The organism is Paenibacillus sp. Paensp38 (assembly GCF_059491915.1).
In genome coordinates this window covers 4,984,013-4,998,649 of the sequence record NZ_CP168516.1, presented here as the reverse complement: position 1 = coordinate 4,998,649, position 14,637 = coordinate 4,984,013, and the positions used below count along the sequence as shown (strand labels likewise).

Genomic DNA, 14,637 nt, shown 5'->3' with positions numbered 1-14,637 from the left:
CAGTCGAAAGACTGCTACGGTTTTTTTGCGTTCTACCGACAATAGATGCGACACGCAATGGCTGTGGGCGATAAATCCGGTTATCGTTATACATGTATTTTATGAGATTCGCAATTTTGATGAAGACGAGGAAGCATTCGTGCTGGAAAGCGAATGTTTTTTTTGTCGTGAGGACATAATCGTCCGACAAACTCCAACGGTTTTCCGTCTATCTTCTGTGCAAATCGCTAGTCTTGGTCATAGTGATGGACGACATAGAGAGGTCAAGCAAGGAGTTAAGAGACGCAACTTCCATCTGCTTCCATACGGGCGTAGCTTGATGTTCAAGGTGATGCTCTGTCCTTTCGCGCAGAACGTTTTTTTGTCGGAAATTTCTTGGAATAAGACGTGAGGTTCTGACAAACTTTCTCAATCATTCCGGTTTAAGATGGGAACATCAAATTGATGAATGGGGTGCCTGACGCATGATGGAGAAATGGAACGTGGTACATTTTCCGGGGTTAAAATCTAGAAAGTCCAAATCCAAAGAGCGTACGGAAGGTTGGTCTTCCAGACTCAGAAAACGGCTGGATTCACATAAAGTGGTGCAATGGGTAACAGCGCAAAGATGGATGCTGCTATTGTCGGCTATGGGAGTTCTACTGGGACGCGCCACTATTTTGGACGAGCTTTCTCCTTTTGCCCTCGCTTATTTTGCGGTCATAACGTTCCTTCGGCGTGACCTGATGCTGCCTGTAGCTGTATCCGTTGTGTTAGGCAGCCTGTTAGCTCCTTACCCATCGTTATTTATGATTGGTGGTGAGCTACTGGTATTTTATTTCCTGTATCGCGGGTTACGAACCTTCGATCGTCTGGAACTATCCTATGCTCCGCTTATGGTTTTCTTGTCTGTGTTTATGGTCAATTTATTTAACGCCGTGATGGCTCCAACTTTCACATGGTATGAACTTATCATTGTGGGAACGGATGCGGTTCTCAGCTTTATGCTTACGCTGGTATTTACACAGGCCATACCGTTGTTTACGTACCGCAAGAAGACAAGCCAGCTCAAAAATGAGGAAATTTTATGTCTTATTATATTATTAGCCTCTGTGATGACGGGAGCAGTAGGATGGACTGTTCATTCATTGTCTGTCGATCATGTATTGTCGCGATATTTGGTCTTGGTGTTTGCTTTGGTGGGAGGTGCTTCGCTGGGTGCATCGGTCGGTGTAATTACCGGTTTAATTTTAAGCTTGGCCAATATGTCTGCAATTGTGCAGATGAGTTTACTCGCTTTTGCAGGTTTGCTGGCAGGGATGCTGCGTGAAGGGAAAAAAGGTGCTGTTGCGCTTGGGATGCTGCTAGGCTCCTCCATTCTGACGATCTATTTGGATGGGACCGGGGACGTGCTGACGTCAACCTGGGAGAGCTGTGCGGCGATTCTATTATTTTTAATGACCCCAAAAAGTTTCTTTAAAGCGGTTTCTACCTATGTTCCCGGTACGCAGGACCATGCTAAATCTCAGCATGAATATGCCAAAAGGGTTCGCGATCTCACCGCAGAGCGGGTAACGAAGTTTTCCCGTGTATTCAGTCAGTTATCCCGCAGCTTTCACCAGATATCTGCGAGTGAGAGTACGAAGTCGGACGGAGAAATCGAACATTTTATGAATGCGGTGGCCGAAGGGACATGTGCCTCCTGCTTCAAGTGTGAGCAGTGCTGGGACGGCAAGTTTATGCAAACCCATCAGTATATGACGGAAATGATGAGCGCCATTGAGGATAACCCGGATTTGGAGCCGGAGCAGATACCCCCGCAATGGAGCAAGGCATGTGCTAAAACGGGCGCTGTCCTGCAAGTGATGAAGCAGCAGTATAGCCTCTACCAACATAATATGCAATGGAAGCGCCAAGTATACGATAGTCGTCAGCTTGTTGCTGACCAGCTATCGGGTGTATCACAAATTATGGAGGATTTAGCGCGAGAAATTCAGCGGGAAGGGCAGACCATGCATCGGCAGGAGGAGCAAATACGAGAGGCTCTTGATAGACTGGGATTGTCCATCCAATCTATTGAGATTATTAACCTGGATGCAGGTCAGGTAGAAATAGAGATTGTCCATGCCTATACAAGGGGATTTGATGAATGTCGGAAAATCATTGCTCCACTGCTGTCGGACATACTGGACGAGCATATAGCTGTGATGCGCGAAACGGAGGCAGATCGCCGCCAAGGCTTGGCTACAGTCATGTTCGGCTCTGCTAAAACGTATGAGATTGCTACAGGGGTAGCTAGTGCGGCCAAAGGAGGTGATTTTTTCTCAGGAGACAGCTACAGCATGATGGAGCTAGGGAACGGGACTTTTGCAGTCTCCTTAAGCGATGGCATGGGAAACGGAGAGCGCGCGCAGCAAGAGAGCAGTGCAGCACTTAACATTTTGGAGGAATTACTGCAATCGGGTATGGACGAAAAATTGGCGATCAAGTCGGTTAACTCTGTCCTGATGCTGCGATCACCTGAGGAAATGTATGCTACGGTCGATATGGCGCTGATTGATCAGTATACGGCCCAGACAACCTTTATGAAAATTGGGTCTACGCCAAGCTTTATTAAAAGAGGAGAGGAGGTCATTCCCGTATCTGCCAGCAATTTGCCGATTGGCATTATACAGGATATTGAAATTGATTTGGTATCCCTGCAGCTCCAGCCGGGTGATATTCTCATTATGATTACAGACGGTATATACGACTCACCGGGTTATGCGGTTAATAAGGAAATATGGATGAAACGCATGATTCAGGAAATTGAAAGCGAAGATCCTCAGCAGTTGGCCGACTGTTTACTAGAAAGGGTTATTCGATACCAACAAAATCAAATCTATGACGATATGACAGTAGTCGTTAGTAAAATAGATCACTTCCGCCCAGAATGGGCAACTCTCCATGTACCTGGCATGAGGTGGTTGGAACGTCCACGGACGGTGAGCTAATCCGACATTGCCCGGGAAATTCCTTATTCGTTTTTTAAAAATCCGCATCCTTCGTTTGAATCGTTCCGGATTAGGCAAAGATAGAATCTATCGGAATAGATTAAGAGGAAGCGGAGGTCAAAAAACGATGAAGCAAATTTTGATCATTACAGACGGGTGCTCAAATGTAGGTGTTAGTCCAGTCATGGCGGCTGCCCAAGCTCTACGGGAAGGTATTACAGTGAATGTCGCCGGAGTCATAGATTATGGAACTATTGGCGAGCTTGGCAGCGCGGAGATTCAAGAAATTGCTAAAGCAGGGGGAGGGTTTAGCCAAATCGTTGGGACGAAGCAGTTGGCACAGACCATGCAGATGATGACGCGCAAAACGGTGGTTCAAACCATTCAGCAGGCGGTTAATAGAGAGTTAACGCACATTTTGGGCGAGGGTGGCGCCAAACATATCGGTGAACTTCCTCCGGCAAAACGAGCCCAAGTAGTTGAGGTGATGGACGAGCTGACAGAAACAAGCACCCTGGAGATTGCCTTGCTCATTGATGCAAGTGCGAGCATGAAGCCCAAGCTGCCTGCTGTAGAGGACAGCATTCGCGATTTGCTGCTCAGCTTGCAGTCGAGAAGCGGACACAGCCGTCTATCGGTATTTCATTTTCCGGGCGGCAAAATGGGAGAAGACGCAGTCATGGATATCGGTTGGACCTCTGAGCTTAACCAGATCAAATCGATATTTGGACGCTTGCGGATGAAAGGGGCGACGCCGACAGGTCCTGCCATTTTACAAGTGATTGATTATTACCGATATGTTACACTAGGGGAACAGAAAGATCTGGAAGAATCCTATGGCAAAGGAGAAGGGATGCTCGGTGACTACGTCGTCTGATCCCGTTCTTGCACCCGGAACGGTCATCAAGGGCAAGTGGAAGCGGAGCAGCTATGTCATCCAGCGCTTGCTGGGCCGGGGAGCGAACGGAACTGTATATTTGGTAAAAGAAGCACAGGCCGATCGGCAATTTGCTCTGAAAATGGGGAAGAACACGCTTGATCTGCAATCGGAGATTAATGTGCTGACCACATTGCAGTCTCAGGGCACTCAGGCCGCCCTCCAGCGAAATGGAAATCCTTCCTTTTTGTTTGAGGTGGATGATGTAGTGTTACGCAGCGGAGAGATACCCTTTTATGTTATGCGGTACGTTAAGGGTGATCCACTTCATCGCTTTGTGGCAGCCAAAGGGCCGGAATGGTATGGCGTGGCTGGAACCGGTATACTGAATCGTCTGGCGGATCTCCATCAGGCAGGGTGGGTGTTTGGCGACCTGAAGCCGCAGAATATTTTGGTCAATGCCTATGGAGAGGCTGAATTAATTGACTACGGTGGGGTGTCTCTTGCTGGCCGGAGTGTTAAACAATTTACAGAATGGTATGACAGGGGATTTTGGAATGCTGGCAGCCGAAATGCCGATTCCCAGTATGACCTGTTTGCCTTCGCTCTTCTAACGATTCATATATTGGAGAGCGAATCGTTAAAGGCGGCTGCCAGCAGGCTGCCACAGTTGCGTAATACGGCAGAATTGACGGTCATCATTCGCCGCAGCCGTGTATTACGCCCCTATGCCGAATGGCTACTGGGTGCAGTGCGTGGAGAATATTCCGATACTCGTGCAGCGGCCCGATCTTGGTCACGTTTGGCTTCCGCACATGTCAGGCAATCGTCGGTCAAAAGAGGGAATCCACGCTGGCTGGGATATGCTTTCACGGTATCGCTTTTGCTGCTTGCCGGAGCGCTCTGGATTGCGTTAAGGTAGCAGCATGACTTACATAAGATAACAGATGATCATCATTTTTACGGTCGGAAGAAAAGAGGGTCGGGAATGGGAACAACAAAACCGACCGGTGTTGTACAGGAAGTGCTCGCCTTGGCGCGAGATCATTCACTGTGGAGCCCCGGAGACTGCATTGTGGTTGCTGTATCCGGTGGGCCGGATTCGGTGGCCCTTTTGCACATTTTACATGAAATATCCGTTATACATATGCCTTTACAACTCGTCTGCGCTCACGTTCATCATGGATTCAGACCAGAGGAATCGGATGCGGAGGCTGAAGTGGTACGCAATATTGCCCGAAAGCTTGAACTTCCATTTGAAATGACTCGGGTCGATGTACCCGCTTATATGAAGGAGAGTGGTAAGGGACCACAGGAAGCAGCACGCGAGCTGCGCTACAGCTTTTTACATGATATGGCTACAAAGTGGGAAGCACAGCATATTGCAATGGCTCACCATGGCGACGATCAAGCCGAAACGGTTCTCTTGCACTTGCTGCGTGGTAGCGGCCCAGCAGGTTTGGCGGGTATGCGTTTGGCACGCAATGAAAAAAATGTGCAACTCATTCGCCCGCTGCTACGTATGTACAAGGCTGACCTGATTGAGTTTTGTAACTTGTATGGTCTTTCCTACGTGATAGACAGCACTAATTTATCGTCCAAATACCGCCGTAACGCCATCCGCATGGATGTGCTTCCTTTTTTGGGGCAATATAATGAGCGACTGACACCATCTCTGAACCGGCTGGCCGAAACGATGGCTGACGAAAATGACTTTATGGAGGCATCTACGCTGTCAGTATACGAGAAAATGGTGAGCTTGGATAATGGCAGGTACATGTTTCCCATCGCTTCATACCGTAAGCTACCCGTTGCTTTACAACGGAGGTTGATTAAACTAATATTAAATTATCTGCCTTCGGACAGTGAAAATTTTGATTTTCGTAAAATTGAGACCGTTCGACTAAGACTTCTCCAAGAGGCATCGTCTACATGGAGTTTGGATTTGGGAGGCGGTGCGGTTGGAGTCCGCGAATATGACCAAGCGGTTTTGTTTGACCGTACGCAAGTCGTTATGGGCGAATGGTGCTATGGACTAAGTGTATTGCCTATTTCCGGTGAGCTAGAGTTGCCTGAGGCAGGTGGTATACTTCGGTGGCGAAGGGCTTCCTATTTGGATGGGGATCATCCGGCCAATAAGGAGGAAGCGTGGTTCGACGCAGATCAATTGAGTCTGCCTTTGACTGTACGCTCGCGATTACCTGGAGATACCATGTATGTAATGGGATTAAACGGAAGAAAAAAGGTTAAAGATATTTTTATTAATGAAAAAATACCTCCTTCAATGCGTTCCGTTATTCCCATCGTCTGCGACCACTCTGGAGCTATTCTCTGGATTCCGGGCGTACGACGTTCTGTACATGCCGCGGTGCAAGAGCACACGTCTTCGGTTATATATATGTCATGGCAAAGACGAGAGAGTCCGGGGCACCGGTAATTGCACAGGAACGGCTTTCATAGTATAAACTTAGGAGGTTTACACCGTTGCAAAATGATATTCAGGAAATATTGATCAGCGAAGAAGAAATTCAGAGTAAAATTGAGGAATTGGGTGCACAGCTCAGCGTAAAATATGAAGGGAAAAATCCATTGGTGATTTGCGTACTGAAAGGTGCGTTTATCTTTATGGCTGATTTGGTTAAATCCATTACAGTGCCATTGGAGCTTGATTTCATGGCTGTATCAAGTTATGGAGCGTCCACAAAATCCTCAGGTATCATCAAAATCATTAAGGATTTGGACGCATCTGTGGAAGGACGCGACGTTCTGATTGTCGAAGATATTATCGACAGCGGCCTGACGCTGACACATTTGATTGAACTGCTCAAGAATCGTAATGCCAATTCGGTATGTGTCGTAACCTTGTTCGACAAGCCTGCACGCCGGACGGTTAATCTTGAAGCAGATTATACTGGATTTACGCTTCCAGATGCGTTTGTTGTCGGCTATGGTCTGGACTATGCCGAGCACTACCGGAACCTCCCATACATAGGGATTTTGAAGCCGGAAATCTATACCAGCTAATCTCAGCCTCCAGTCCTAGGACTAAATAAGGCCCTTTGTTGAGAAGGACTTACAGGCTATGGTAAAATAACTTAAGTGTCTCGAGAGGAGGTAGGGGATGAATCGGTTCATCCGGAATTCTGGTTTTTATTTGATTCTTTTTTTAGTTGTGGTGGGTATCGTTCAGTTTGTTAGTAACAGTAACGAAGCCTCCGATCTCCCTAGATATGACCAATTACGGCAAGAGGTTAAAGCTAATAACATCTCTAAAGTAACGGTCCAATTTGACGGTTACGCCTATCTTGTAACCGGTGCATATAAGAAGCAGCCGGCTAATGCTAAATCGACCAATTTTTCCGTATATGTTCCACCAACGGATCAAGCACTAAGTGAACTGGTAAATGCCAGCGAAACGAACGGGTTTGAATATGTACAGAAGAAAATGGAAGGCGAAAGCATCTGGCTGACGTTTTTGACTTCTATCATTCCTTTGGTGATCATGTTCCTGTTGTTCTTCTTCCTGTTTAATCAGGCACAGGGCGGTGGCGGCAAAGTTATGAACTTCGGCAAGAGCAAAGCCCGTCTGTATAACGAAGAGAAGAAGAAGGTTACGTTCGAGGACGTGGCAGGGGCTGACGAAGAGAAGCAGGAGCTTGTCGAAGTCGTAGAATTCTTGAAGGACCCACGCAAGTTTGCAGCTGTGGGCGCTCGTATTCCGAAAGGTGTTCTGTTAGTGGGCCCTCCAGGTACGGGTAAAACACTCTTGGCAAGAGCTGTTGCAGGCGAGGCTGGAGTACCGTTTTTCAGTATCTCAGGTTCTGATTTTGTAGAAATGTTCGTCGGGGTCGGTGCTTCCCGTGTTCGTGATTTGTTCGAGAACGCTAAGAAGAACGCACCTTGTATCATTTTCATTGATGAGATTGATGCCGTTGGACGTCAACGTGGCGCTGGATTGGGTGGCGGACATGATGAACGTGAGCAGACGCTCAACCAATTGCTCGTAGAGATGGATGGATTCGGCGCAAACGAAGGTATTATCATCGTAGCTGCTACAAACCGTCCGGATATTCTCGACCCGGCGTTGCTTCGTCCAGGACGTTTTGACCGTCAAATTACGGTTGACCGTCCAGATGTTAAAGGCCGTGAAGCAGTATTGTATGTACATGCTCGCAACAAGCCGTTAACGAAGGATGTTAAATTGGACGTAATTGCGAAACGTACAACAGGCTTTACAGGCGCTGATCTCGAAAATCTGTTGAACGAAGCTGCCTTGTTGGCGGCTCGTCGTAACCGCAGGGATATTTCGATGCGAGAAGTAGATGAAGCAATCGACCGTGTTATCGTAGGTACAGAAAAACGCAGCCGCGTAATCAGTGACCGCGAGAAACGAATTGTTGCTTATCATGAAGCAGGCCATACGATTATTGGTTTCTTCTTGGAAAATGCCGACATGGTTCACAAGGTAACGATTATTCCACGTGGACGTGCAGGCGGATATGTCATCATGCTTCCGAAGGAAGACCGCATGCTGACAACTAAGCAGGAATTGCTGGACAAAATCACTGGATTGTTGGGTGGACGCGTATCCGAGGAACTGTTCATTGGTGAGATCGGAACAGGAGCCTATAGCGACTTCCAACAAGCAACAAGCATCGCACGTAGCATGATCGTAGAATATGGTATGAGTGAGAAACTTGGTCCGATGCAGTTCGGTACTTCACAAGGCCAAGTATTCCTTGGACGCGATATCGGTCATGAGCAGAACTACAGTGATCAGATCGCTTATCAGATTGACCAGGAGATGAATCGTTTCATCACTGAATCTTATGAGCGTGCTAGAGAACTCCTGACCAAGTATTCCAAAGAGGTTCATTTGATTGCTCAAACCTTGCTGGTAGAAGAAACCTTGGAACTTGAACAAATCAAACGTTTGATTGAGACAGGTTCTTTGGATGGTGGCACGACTGAGGGAGAAGGAACACCGGAAAACGGTGAGCCTGTGATCGACAACATTGGAGACGTCCGTGTACGTATTCAAGGTAAGGATGAAGAGCCTAAGAATACAACAGATCAACCGAATGATATCCCTAATCTGCAAAAGCCAGAGGATGATAACAATTCGGGCAACTCCGGTGGTACTCCACCGACAACAACCTAATCATTCAATGGATAGTTGAATAAGCTTATATGCAAGCTCCGGGGAACCAGGTATTATTGGTTTTCCGGAGCTTTTTAAATGGAAGATTATTGCTAACGTGATTTGACAGACACCGGAACGTTGTGTACATTTATTGTTAAATAAACGGCTGTCGTCTTCTTAGCTTATAAAAGCCAACAGCTGCTGCAATCGACTTTCTATTATTTTGAACATATACGTGAGCGCATACTGTAGAACCTATGGTGTGCGCTATTCTTCTGTGAAATCAGGTGAAGGCATGATTCCAAGATATCTAGTTGATTTTGATGTAGCGGAATTGACCCGATTGGAAGCCGACGTGTTAATTATCGGCTCGGGCATTGCGGGCTTATATACAGCCATTAAGGCTGCAGAGAATCGGAAAGTGTTGCTGATCACCAAGAAGACTTTGATGGAAAGCAACACACGTTATGCTCAAGGCGGCATTGCTGCTGTCACATCGGATGAGGATACACCTGCTTATCATATGCAGGACACCCTGATTGCTGGTGCAGGTTTGTGCGAACCAGAGGCGGTCAGAACGCTTGTCCATGAAGGTCCAGTTGGTATTCAAGAGTTAATACGTATGGGAACGGCTTTTGATCGTGTGGATGGTGAACTAGCATTGACACGGGAAGGAGCGCATAGCCATCGGCGTATTTTGCATGCGAATGGAGACGCTACGGGTTATGAAATTGTTCGTGCGTTGTCAAAGCAGGTTGCTGCTCATCCCGGTATCGAAGTGTGGGAAGAGTGCATGGTCATCGACCTGCTGACTGAGCATGGTGAGTGTATTGGGGCCCTCGTCCAAAAGCCAGGTGGGGAAAGGTCGTATATCACTGCTAATGCAACGATTTTGTGCTCAGGAGGTAGCGGGCAATTATACCGTTATACGACTAACCCGGATATTGCAACCGGGGATGGTATTGCTATGGCGTATCGTGCTGGGGCGATTGTCCGGGATATGGAATTCATACAGTTTCATCCTACGGCGTTGTGCCATCCGGGCGCTCCAAGGTTTCTAATTTCCGAAGCTGTACGGGGAGAAGGAGCCGTGTTACGCAATATTCACGGAGAACACTTCATGGACAAGTATGATTCACGGCAGGAGCTTGCACCCAGAGATATCGTAGCTCGTGCTATCATTCATGAGATGGAACGCACCCAAGCTGCGTTTGTATACTTGGATATTACGCATGAGCCGCCTGAGCGGGTGAAGCGACGTTTTCCAACCATTTATCGGACATGTCTGTCATTTGGTTTGGATATGACGACAGACTGGATTCCCATTGCGCCTGCTGCCCATTATATGATGGGTGGTGTTCAGACCAATTTACACGGGGAAAGCTCCATTGCGCGTTTATTCGCTTGCGGGGAGACCTCTTCTACAGGTGTTCACGGAGCTAATCGTCTTGCGAGCAATTCATTATCTGAAGCTATTGTATTCGCCAGCAGGATTATTGAGCGACTGCATTCATTGCCACCGCTGGTCGGCCATACGTTGATATCTTATAGCGATAACCGCACAGAGTTCCCGGCTTCATCCGTCACGGAGCAACGGCATAAGCTGCAAGAAGCAATGGTTCGTTATGCTGGAGTTCGTCGGCACGGCGAGGGGCTGCAAGCAGCATTAGATGAGCTGCAAGGGCAATTGCCTATTTTCGAGGCTGTGATCGCTAGCCGGGAAGAGATCGAATTTGCCAATTTGCTCACATGTGCTTTATTAGTAACAGATGGTGCGTTACTGCGTGAGGAGAGCCGGGGAGCGCATTATCGCGAGGATTTTCCTGAGACAGATGATAGCGCCTGGCGAAAGCATGTTCAGCAGCGACGTGATCAAGGGATAACGGAGGAGTACGTTCATGACATCTAACAGCGAGCTTTATGGAGAGTTTAGTGGATATCAGGAGGAACTGACGGCACAAATTCGCAGCTGGCTGCGAGAAGATACGGGCTCTGGCGATGTGACCACGCGCTGGACGATTGAGCAGGGCCACCAATCCAAGGCTGTCATTCATGCCAAGGAGAGCGGCGTAGTTGCGGGTTTACCCGTGGCTGCCCTTGTATTTCAGGTAGTGGACCCTTCCTTGTCGTTCACTCCGCTGGTGACCGATGGACAGTGGATTGAAAAGGGAAGCGTTTTGGCTGAAGTAAATGGAAGTACCCATGCGATTCTGACTGGAGAGCGACTGGCGTTAAATTTGCTCCAACGAATGTCTGGCATTGCCACGCGGACTCGAGCTTTTATAGATCAATTGCATGGTTTGTCCACCCGCTTGGTGGATACACGCAAAACAACACCGGGACATCGGCTGCTGGAGAAGTATGCTGTTCGTGTAGGCGGTGGCTCGAATCATCGCTTTGGCCTGTACGATGCTGTTATGATTAAGGATAATCATATTAAGGGCGCAGGTGGGATTGAACAAGCTGTGAGTCGAGCGCGCGCTAATATACCGCATACGATGACGATTGAAGTTGAGACGGAAAACATGAAACAAGTGCAGGAAGCCCTGGAAGCTGGGGCGGATATCATTATGCTGGATAACATGTCTGCCTCAGATATGAAGGAAGCCGTTCGGTTCATTCGGGAACGGGCACCACATGTCAAAACAGAAGCCTCGGGCAATGTATCGCTGGATACAGTGCGTGAGATGGCTGAGAGTGGCGTAGATGTGATTTCTGTAGGGAGGCTGACATACTCTTTTCATAGTCTGGATATCAGCCTTGACCTTAACGCAAAGAAAGATAGGTGACACCCATTGATTCTAGTAGTGGATGTAGGTAATACCAATATTGTTCTGGGGATGTACGAAGGGCGGGAGCTGTTGCACCATTACCGGATCAGTACCTCCAGACAGGCAACCGCAGATGAATACGGCGTACTCATACATAATCTTTTTAGTATGGGTGGCGTATTAAAGGATGACATCCATGGAGTTATTATTTCCTCTGTCGTTCCGCCATTGGTCCGTGTATTAGAAGAAATGTGCGATAAATACATAGGCAAAACGCCGTTAATCGTCGGACCGGGAATCAAGACCGGTCTTAACCTGCGTTATGAGAATCCGCGTGAAGTAGGTGCGGATCGGATCGTGAACGCTGTTGCAGCTGTCGAACGGTTTGGCGGGCCGCTGGTTGTGGTGGATTTTGGAACCGCGACGACGTTTGATTGTATTGACGATAAGGGAAACTACCTGGGTGGTGTAATTGTACCGGGTATCGGGATTTCGACAGAGGCACTGTATCAACGGGCTTCCAAGCTGCCCCGCATCGAGTTGGAGAAACCCAAAAAGGTTATTGGTCGTAATACGGTTCATGCCATGCAAGCTGGGATTATCTTCGGCTATGCTGGGCAAGTGGATGGCATTGTGAGGCGCATTAAGGAAGAAATGCAGGCGGAGCCTACGGTTATTGCTACCGGAGGTCTTGCAGAGCTAATCGCATCAGAGACAGAGAGCATTCAGAAAGTGTTGCCGATGTTGACGCTTGAAGGATTACGTATCATTTACCAACGTAACGCTGAATAAAAAAAGTGGATATAAGCTGCCGCTGCGTCCAACCGATGATCTTATCGGTTTGGATTAGCGGCGTTTTTCGTCTATACTGAAATATGTTACGTTTTTGAACAATTCGCGTGATCTGTCGATGCAGGTTGTTTATATAGTAGGAAATTATGCTTTAATGATGAGCAATACTAACGAAAATAAGCAGCATAGCTGTCCTGGAGAATAGGGGAGGATATCAATATGGAAAATAAGCAGGATCGACTTATTCGTGGCACAGCCATGGATGGGAGGGTTAGAGCTTTTGCTGTTCGGACAACTCAATTGGTAGAGGAATTGCGGAGAAGACATGATACGTATCCAACGGCTACCGCTGCTTTAGGGCGAACCCTCACAGCAGGAGCTATTATGGGTTCTATGCTAAAAGGCAAAGAGCGATTGACCATTCAAGTTAAAGGTGATGGACCGATTGGGCAAATCGTCGTTGATGCCAATGCTGTAGGGGAAGTACGAGGTTATGTTACTGAACCACATGTGCATTTGCCGAGCAATAGTATGGGCAAACTGGATGTAGCGGGTGCTGTAGGTACAGAGGGGTTCATTCATATCATCAAGGATTTGGGGTTAAAAGAACCGTATCGCGGCAGTACTCCGATTATTTCCGGTGAACTGGGTGAGGACTTTACCTATTATTTTGCCAAATCGGAGCAGACCCCGTCAGCGGTGGGCTTGGGTGTGCTGGTAGATACTGATAACTCGGTTATTGTGGCCGGTGGATTTATTATTCAATTGCTTCCAGGCTTGAATGATGATGAGATAACTGCGATCGAAAATGCAGTCAGCTCCATTCCGCCCGTTACCGCTTTGCTGGATCAAGGGTTGGAACTTGATGAAATGCTGCGCTGGATGTTGCCGGACGTTCGGATTCTCGATGAATTGGATATCCATTTTCAATGTGAGTGTTCACGTGAGCGCGTGGAAAAAACATTGATCAGTTTGGGAGAAAGCGAATTAGAGCAGTTAATTGAGGAAGAAGGACAGGCTGAGGTCGTATGTCACTTTTGTAATGAGGCTTATCAGTTTAATAAAGATGAGCTGCAAAATCTGTTAGATCAAGCCAAAGCCTAACCGGATGGGCGGTGCAAGCGATGACTACACGGGAAAAGGGATTATGGACAGCTGTCATTATTCTGACCGTTAGCGTCGCCGCCTTGGGTGGTCTTATCATGCTTCGGGGGCTGTCAAAGCCGGGTGATGTAAGCAAGGATGACGGCGATCATACTGTGGCGGAGATGGGTCAGGAAGGCATATCGGAGGAACAGTGGGTAGCGGAACTGAAAAAGCGATATGGAACCAATACGCTGTTGCAAATGTTGAATCGTAAAGCCGTGCAGGCTGAAACCAAGCGTCTCGGTATCAAGATCACCCAAGAGGATTTACAGCAGGTGCTGGAGCAGGATAGTAAAGGGTATGAATCAGATCATACCTACTTTGATGAAATGCAGCGACAGTTTGGCTTAGATCCGGTTGACTTGCGGAATGAAGCGGAATACCGGATTGGTTTGGAGAAAATAGCTACGCAGGGTATTCAAGTTCAGGAAGCTGAGATTGACGAGTATTGGGAGCAGCATCCCGAGGAATTTGCCGTCGGTAAGCAGATCCAATTGGCAGCTCTTTATGTGGATAATGCGGAGGAAGCAGAAGCGTTGCTAGACCGGGTTAAGCAGGGGGAGAGCTTCGATGTGCTGATTCAAGAGCATTCAGGTAAGCCTTTCGACAAAGATAGCAGTGGACAGATGGGATGGGTGGATGAATATGATCCATTGCAACCGGAGGCGATTATGAAGGCGGCGAGAGAGCTAAGCTCTGGGGATGTTGCGGGTCCAATCTCTGTTAACGATGGCTATGCTGTCATTTATGTACAGGATGTCCGGTTGAAGAATTCTCCGGATAAGCAGCAGATCCGGCAGCAAATTCGTCGATCTCTTGCGCTTGCACAAGCCGCTCCTTTGGAAGAGGTTGAGAAGAGTCTGCGTGATAAGTATGGAGCGCGTATTTTATCTGGAAAGAATGCATCCTCCGCTTCTCTGTAACGTAGTGAAAGAA

Annotated in this window: 11 protein-coding genes; all 11 read left to right on the top strand. The window is 47.8% G+C overall.

Going from position 1 to position 14,637, the window contains the following annotated elements:
- Positions 1-464: 464 nt before the first annotated feature.
- On the top strand, positions 465-2,972 hold the full coding sequence (spoIIE, locus tag ACEN8J_RS22065) for a stage II sporulation protein E (protein ID WP_029514623.1): 2,508 nt from the start codon (positions 465-467) through the stop codon (positions 2,970-2,972).
- A gap of 127 nt (positions 2,973-3,099) precedes the next feature.
- Positions 3,100-3,849, top strand: a complete 750-nt coding sequence (locus tag ACEN8J_RS22060) for a vWA domain-containing protein (RefSeq protein ID WP_029514624.1) — start codon at positions 3,100-3,102, stop codon at positions 3,847-3,849.
- Positions 3,833-4,771 (top strand): protein kinase domain-containing protein, encoded by a 939-nt coding sequence (locus ACEN8J_RS22055; RefSeq protein WP_023986445.1) that lies wholly within the window; start codon positions 3,833-3,835, stop codon positions 4,769-4,771. Before ACEN8J_RS22060 ends, ACEN8J_RS22055 begins: the two co-directional genes overlap by 17 nt.
- Positions 4,772-4,837: 66 nt before the next feature.
- Positions 4,838-6,286 (top strand): tRNA lysidine(34) synthetase TilS, encoded by a 1,449-nt coding sequence (gene tilS / locus ACEN8J_RS22050; protein WP_165150730.1) that lies wholly within the window; start codon positions 4,838-4,840, stop codon positions 6,284-6,286.
- 47 nt (positions 6,287-6,333) lie between these two features.
- Positions 6,334-6,873: a hypoxanthine phosphoribosyltransferase gene (hpt, locus tag ACEN8J_RS22045; protein WP_495593980.1), complete on the top strand. Its 540-nt coding sequence runs from the start codon at positions 6,334-6,336 to the stop codon at positions 6,871-6,873.
- A 97-nt stretch (positions 6,874-6,970) separates the two neighbouring features.
- On the top strand, positions 6,971-9,010 hold the full coding sequence (gene ftsH / locus ACEN8J_RS22040; RefSeq protein ID WP_029514626.1) for an ATP-dependent zinc metalloprotease FtsH: 2,040 nt from the start codon (positions 6,971-6,973) through the stop codon (positions 9,008-9,010).
- Between the two features lie 277 nt (positions 9,011-9,287).
- Positions 9,288-10,901, top strand: coding sequence for an L-aspartate oxidase (gene nadB, locus ACEN8J_RS22035; protein ID WP_495593979.1), 1,614 nt, complete (start codon positions 9,288-9,290; stop codon positions 10,899-10,901).
- Entirely contained in the window at positions 10,891-11,781 is an 891-nt protein-coding gene (gene nadC, locus ACEN8J_RS22030; RefSeq protein ID WP_495593978.1) for a carboxylating nicotinate-nucleotide diphosphorylase, read from the top strand. The genes nadB and nadC overlap by 11 nt, the downstream gene beginning before the upstream one ends.
- Before the next feature lie 6 nt (positions 11,782-11,787).
- Entirely contained in the window at positions 11,788-12,555 is a 768-nt protein-coding gene (locus tag ACEN8J_RS22025; RefSeq protein WP_039274025.1) for a type III pantothenate kinase, read from the top strand.
- 219 nt (positions 12,556-12,774) lie between these two features.
- Positions 12,775-13,659, top strand: a complete 885-nt coding sequence (hslO, locus tag ACEN8J_RS22020) for an Hsp33 family molecular chaperone HslO (protein ID WP_025718327.1) — start codon at positions 12,775-12,777, stop codon at positions 13,657-13,659.
- Between the two features lie 20 nt (positions 13,660-13,679).
- Positions 13,680-14,624: a peptidyl-prolyl cis-trans isomerase gene (locus ACEN8J_RS22015; RefSeq protein ID WP_495593977.1), complete on the top strand. Its 945-nt coding sequence runs from the start codon at positions 13,680-13,682 to the stop codon at positions 14,622-14,624.
- Positions 14,625-14,637 lie beyond the last annotated feature (13 nt).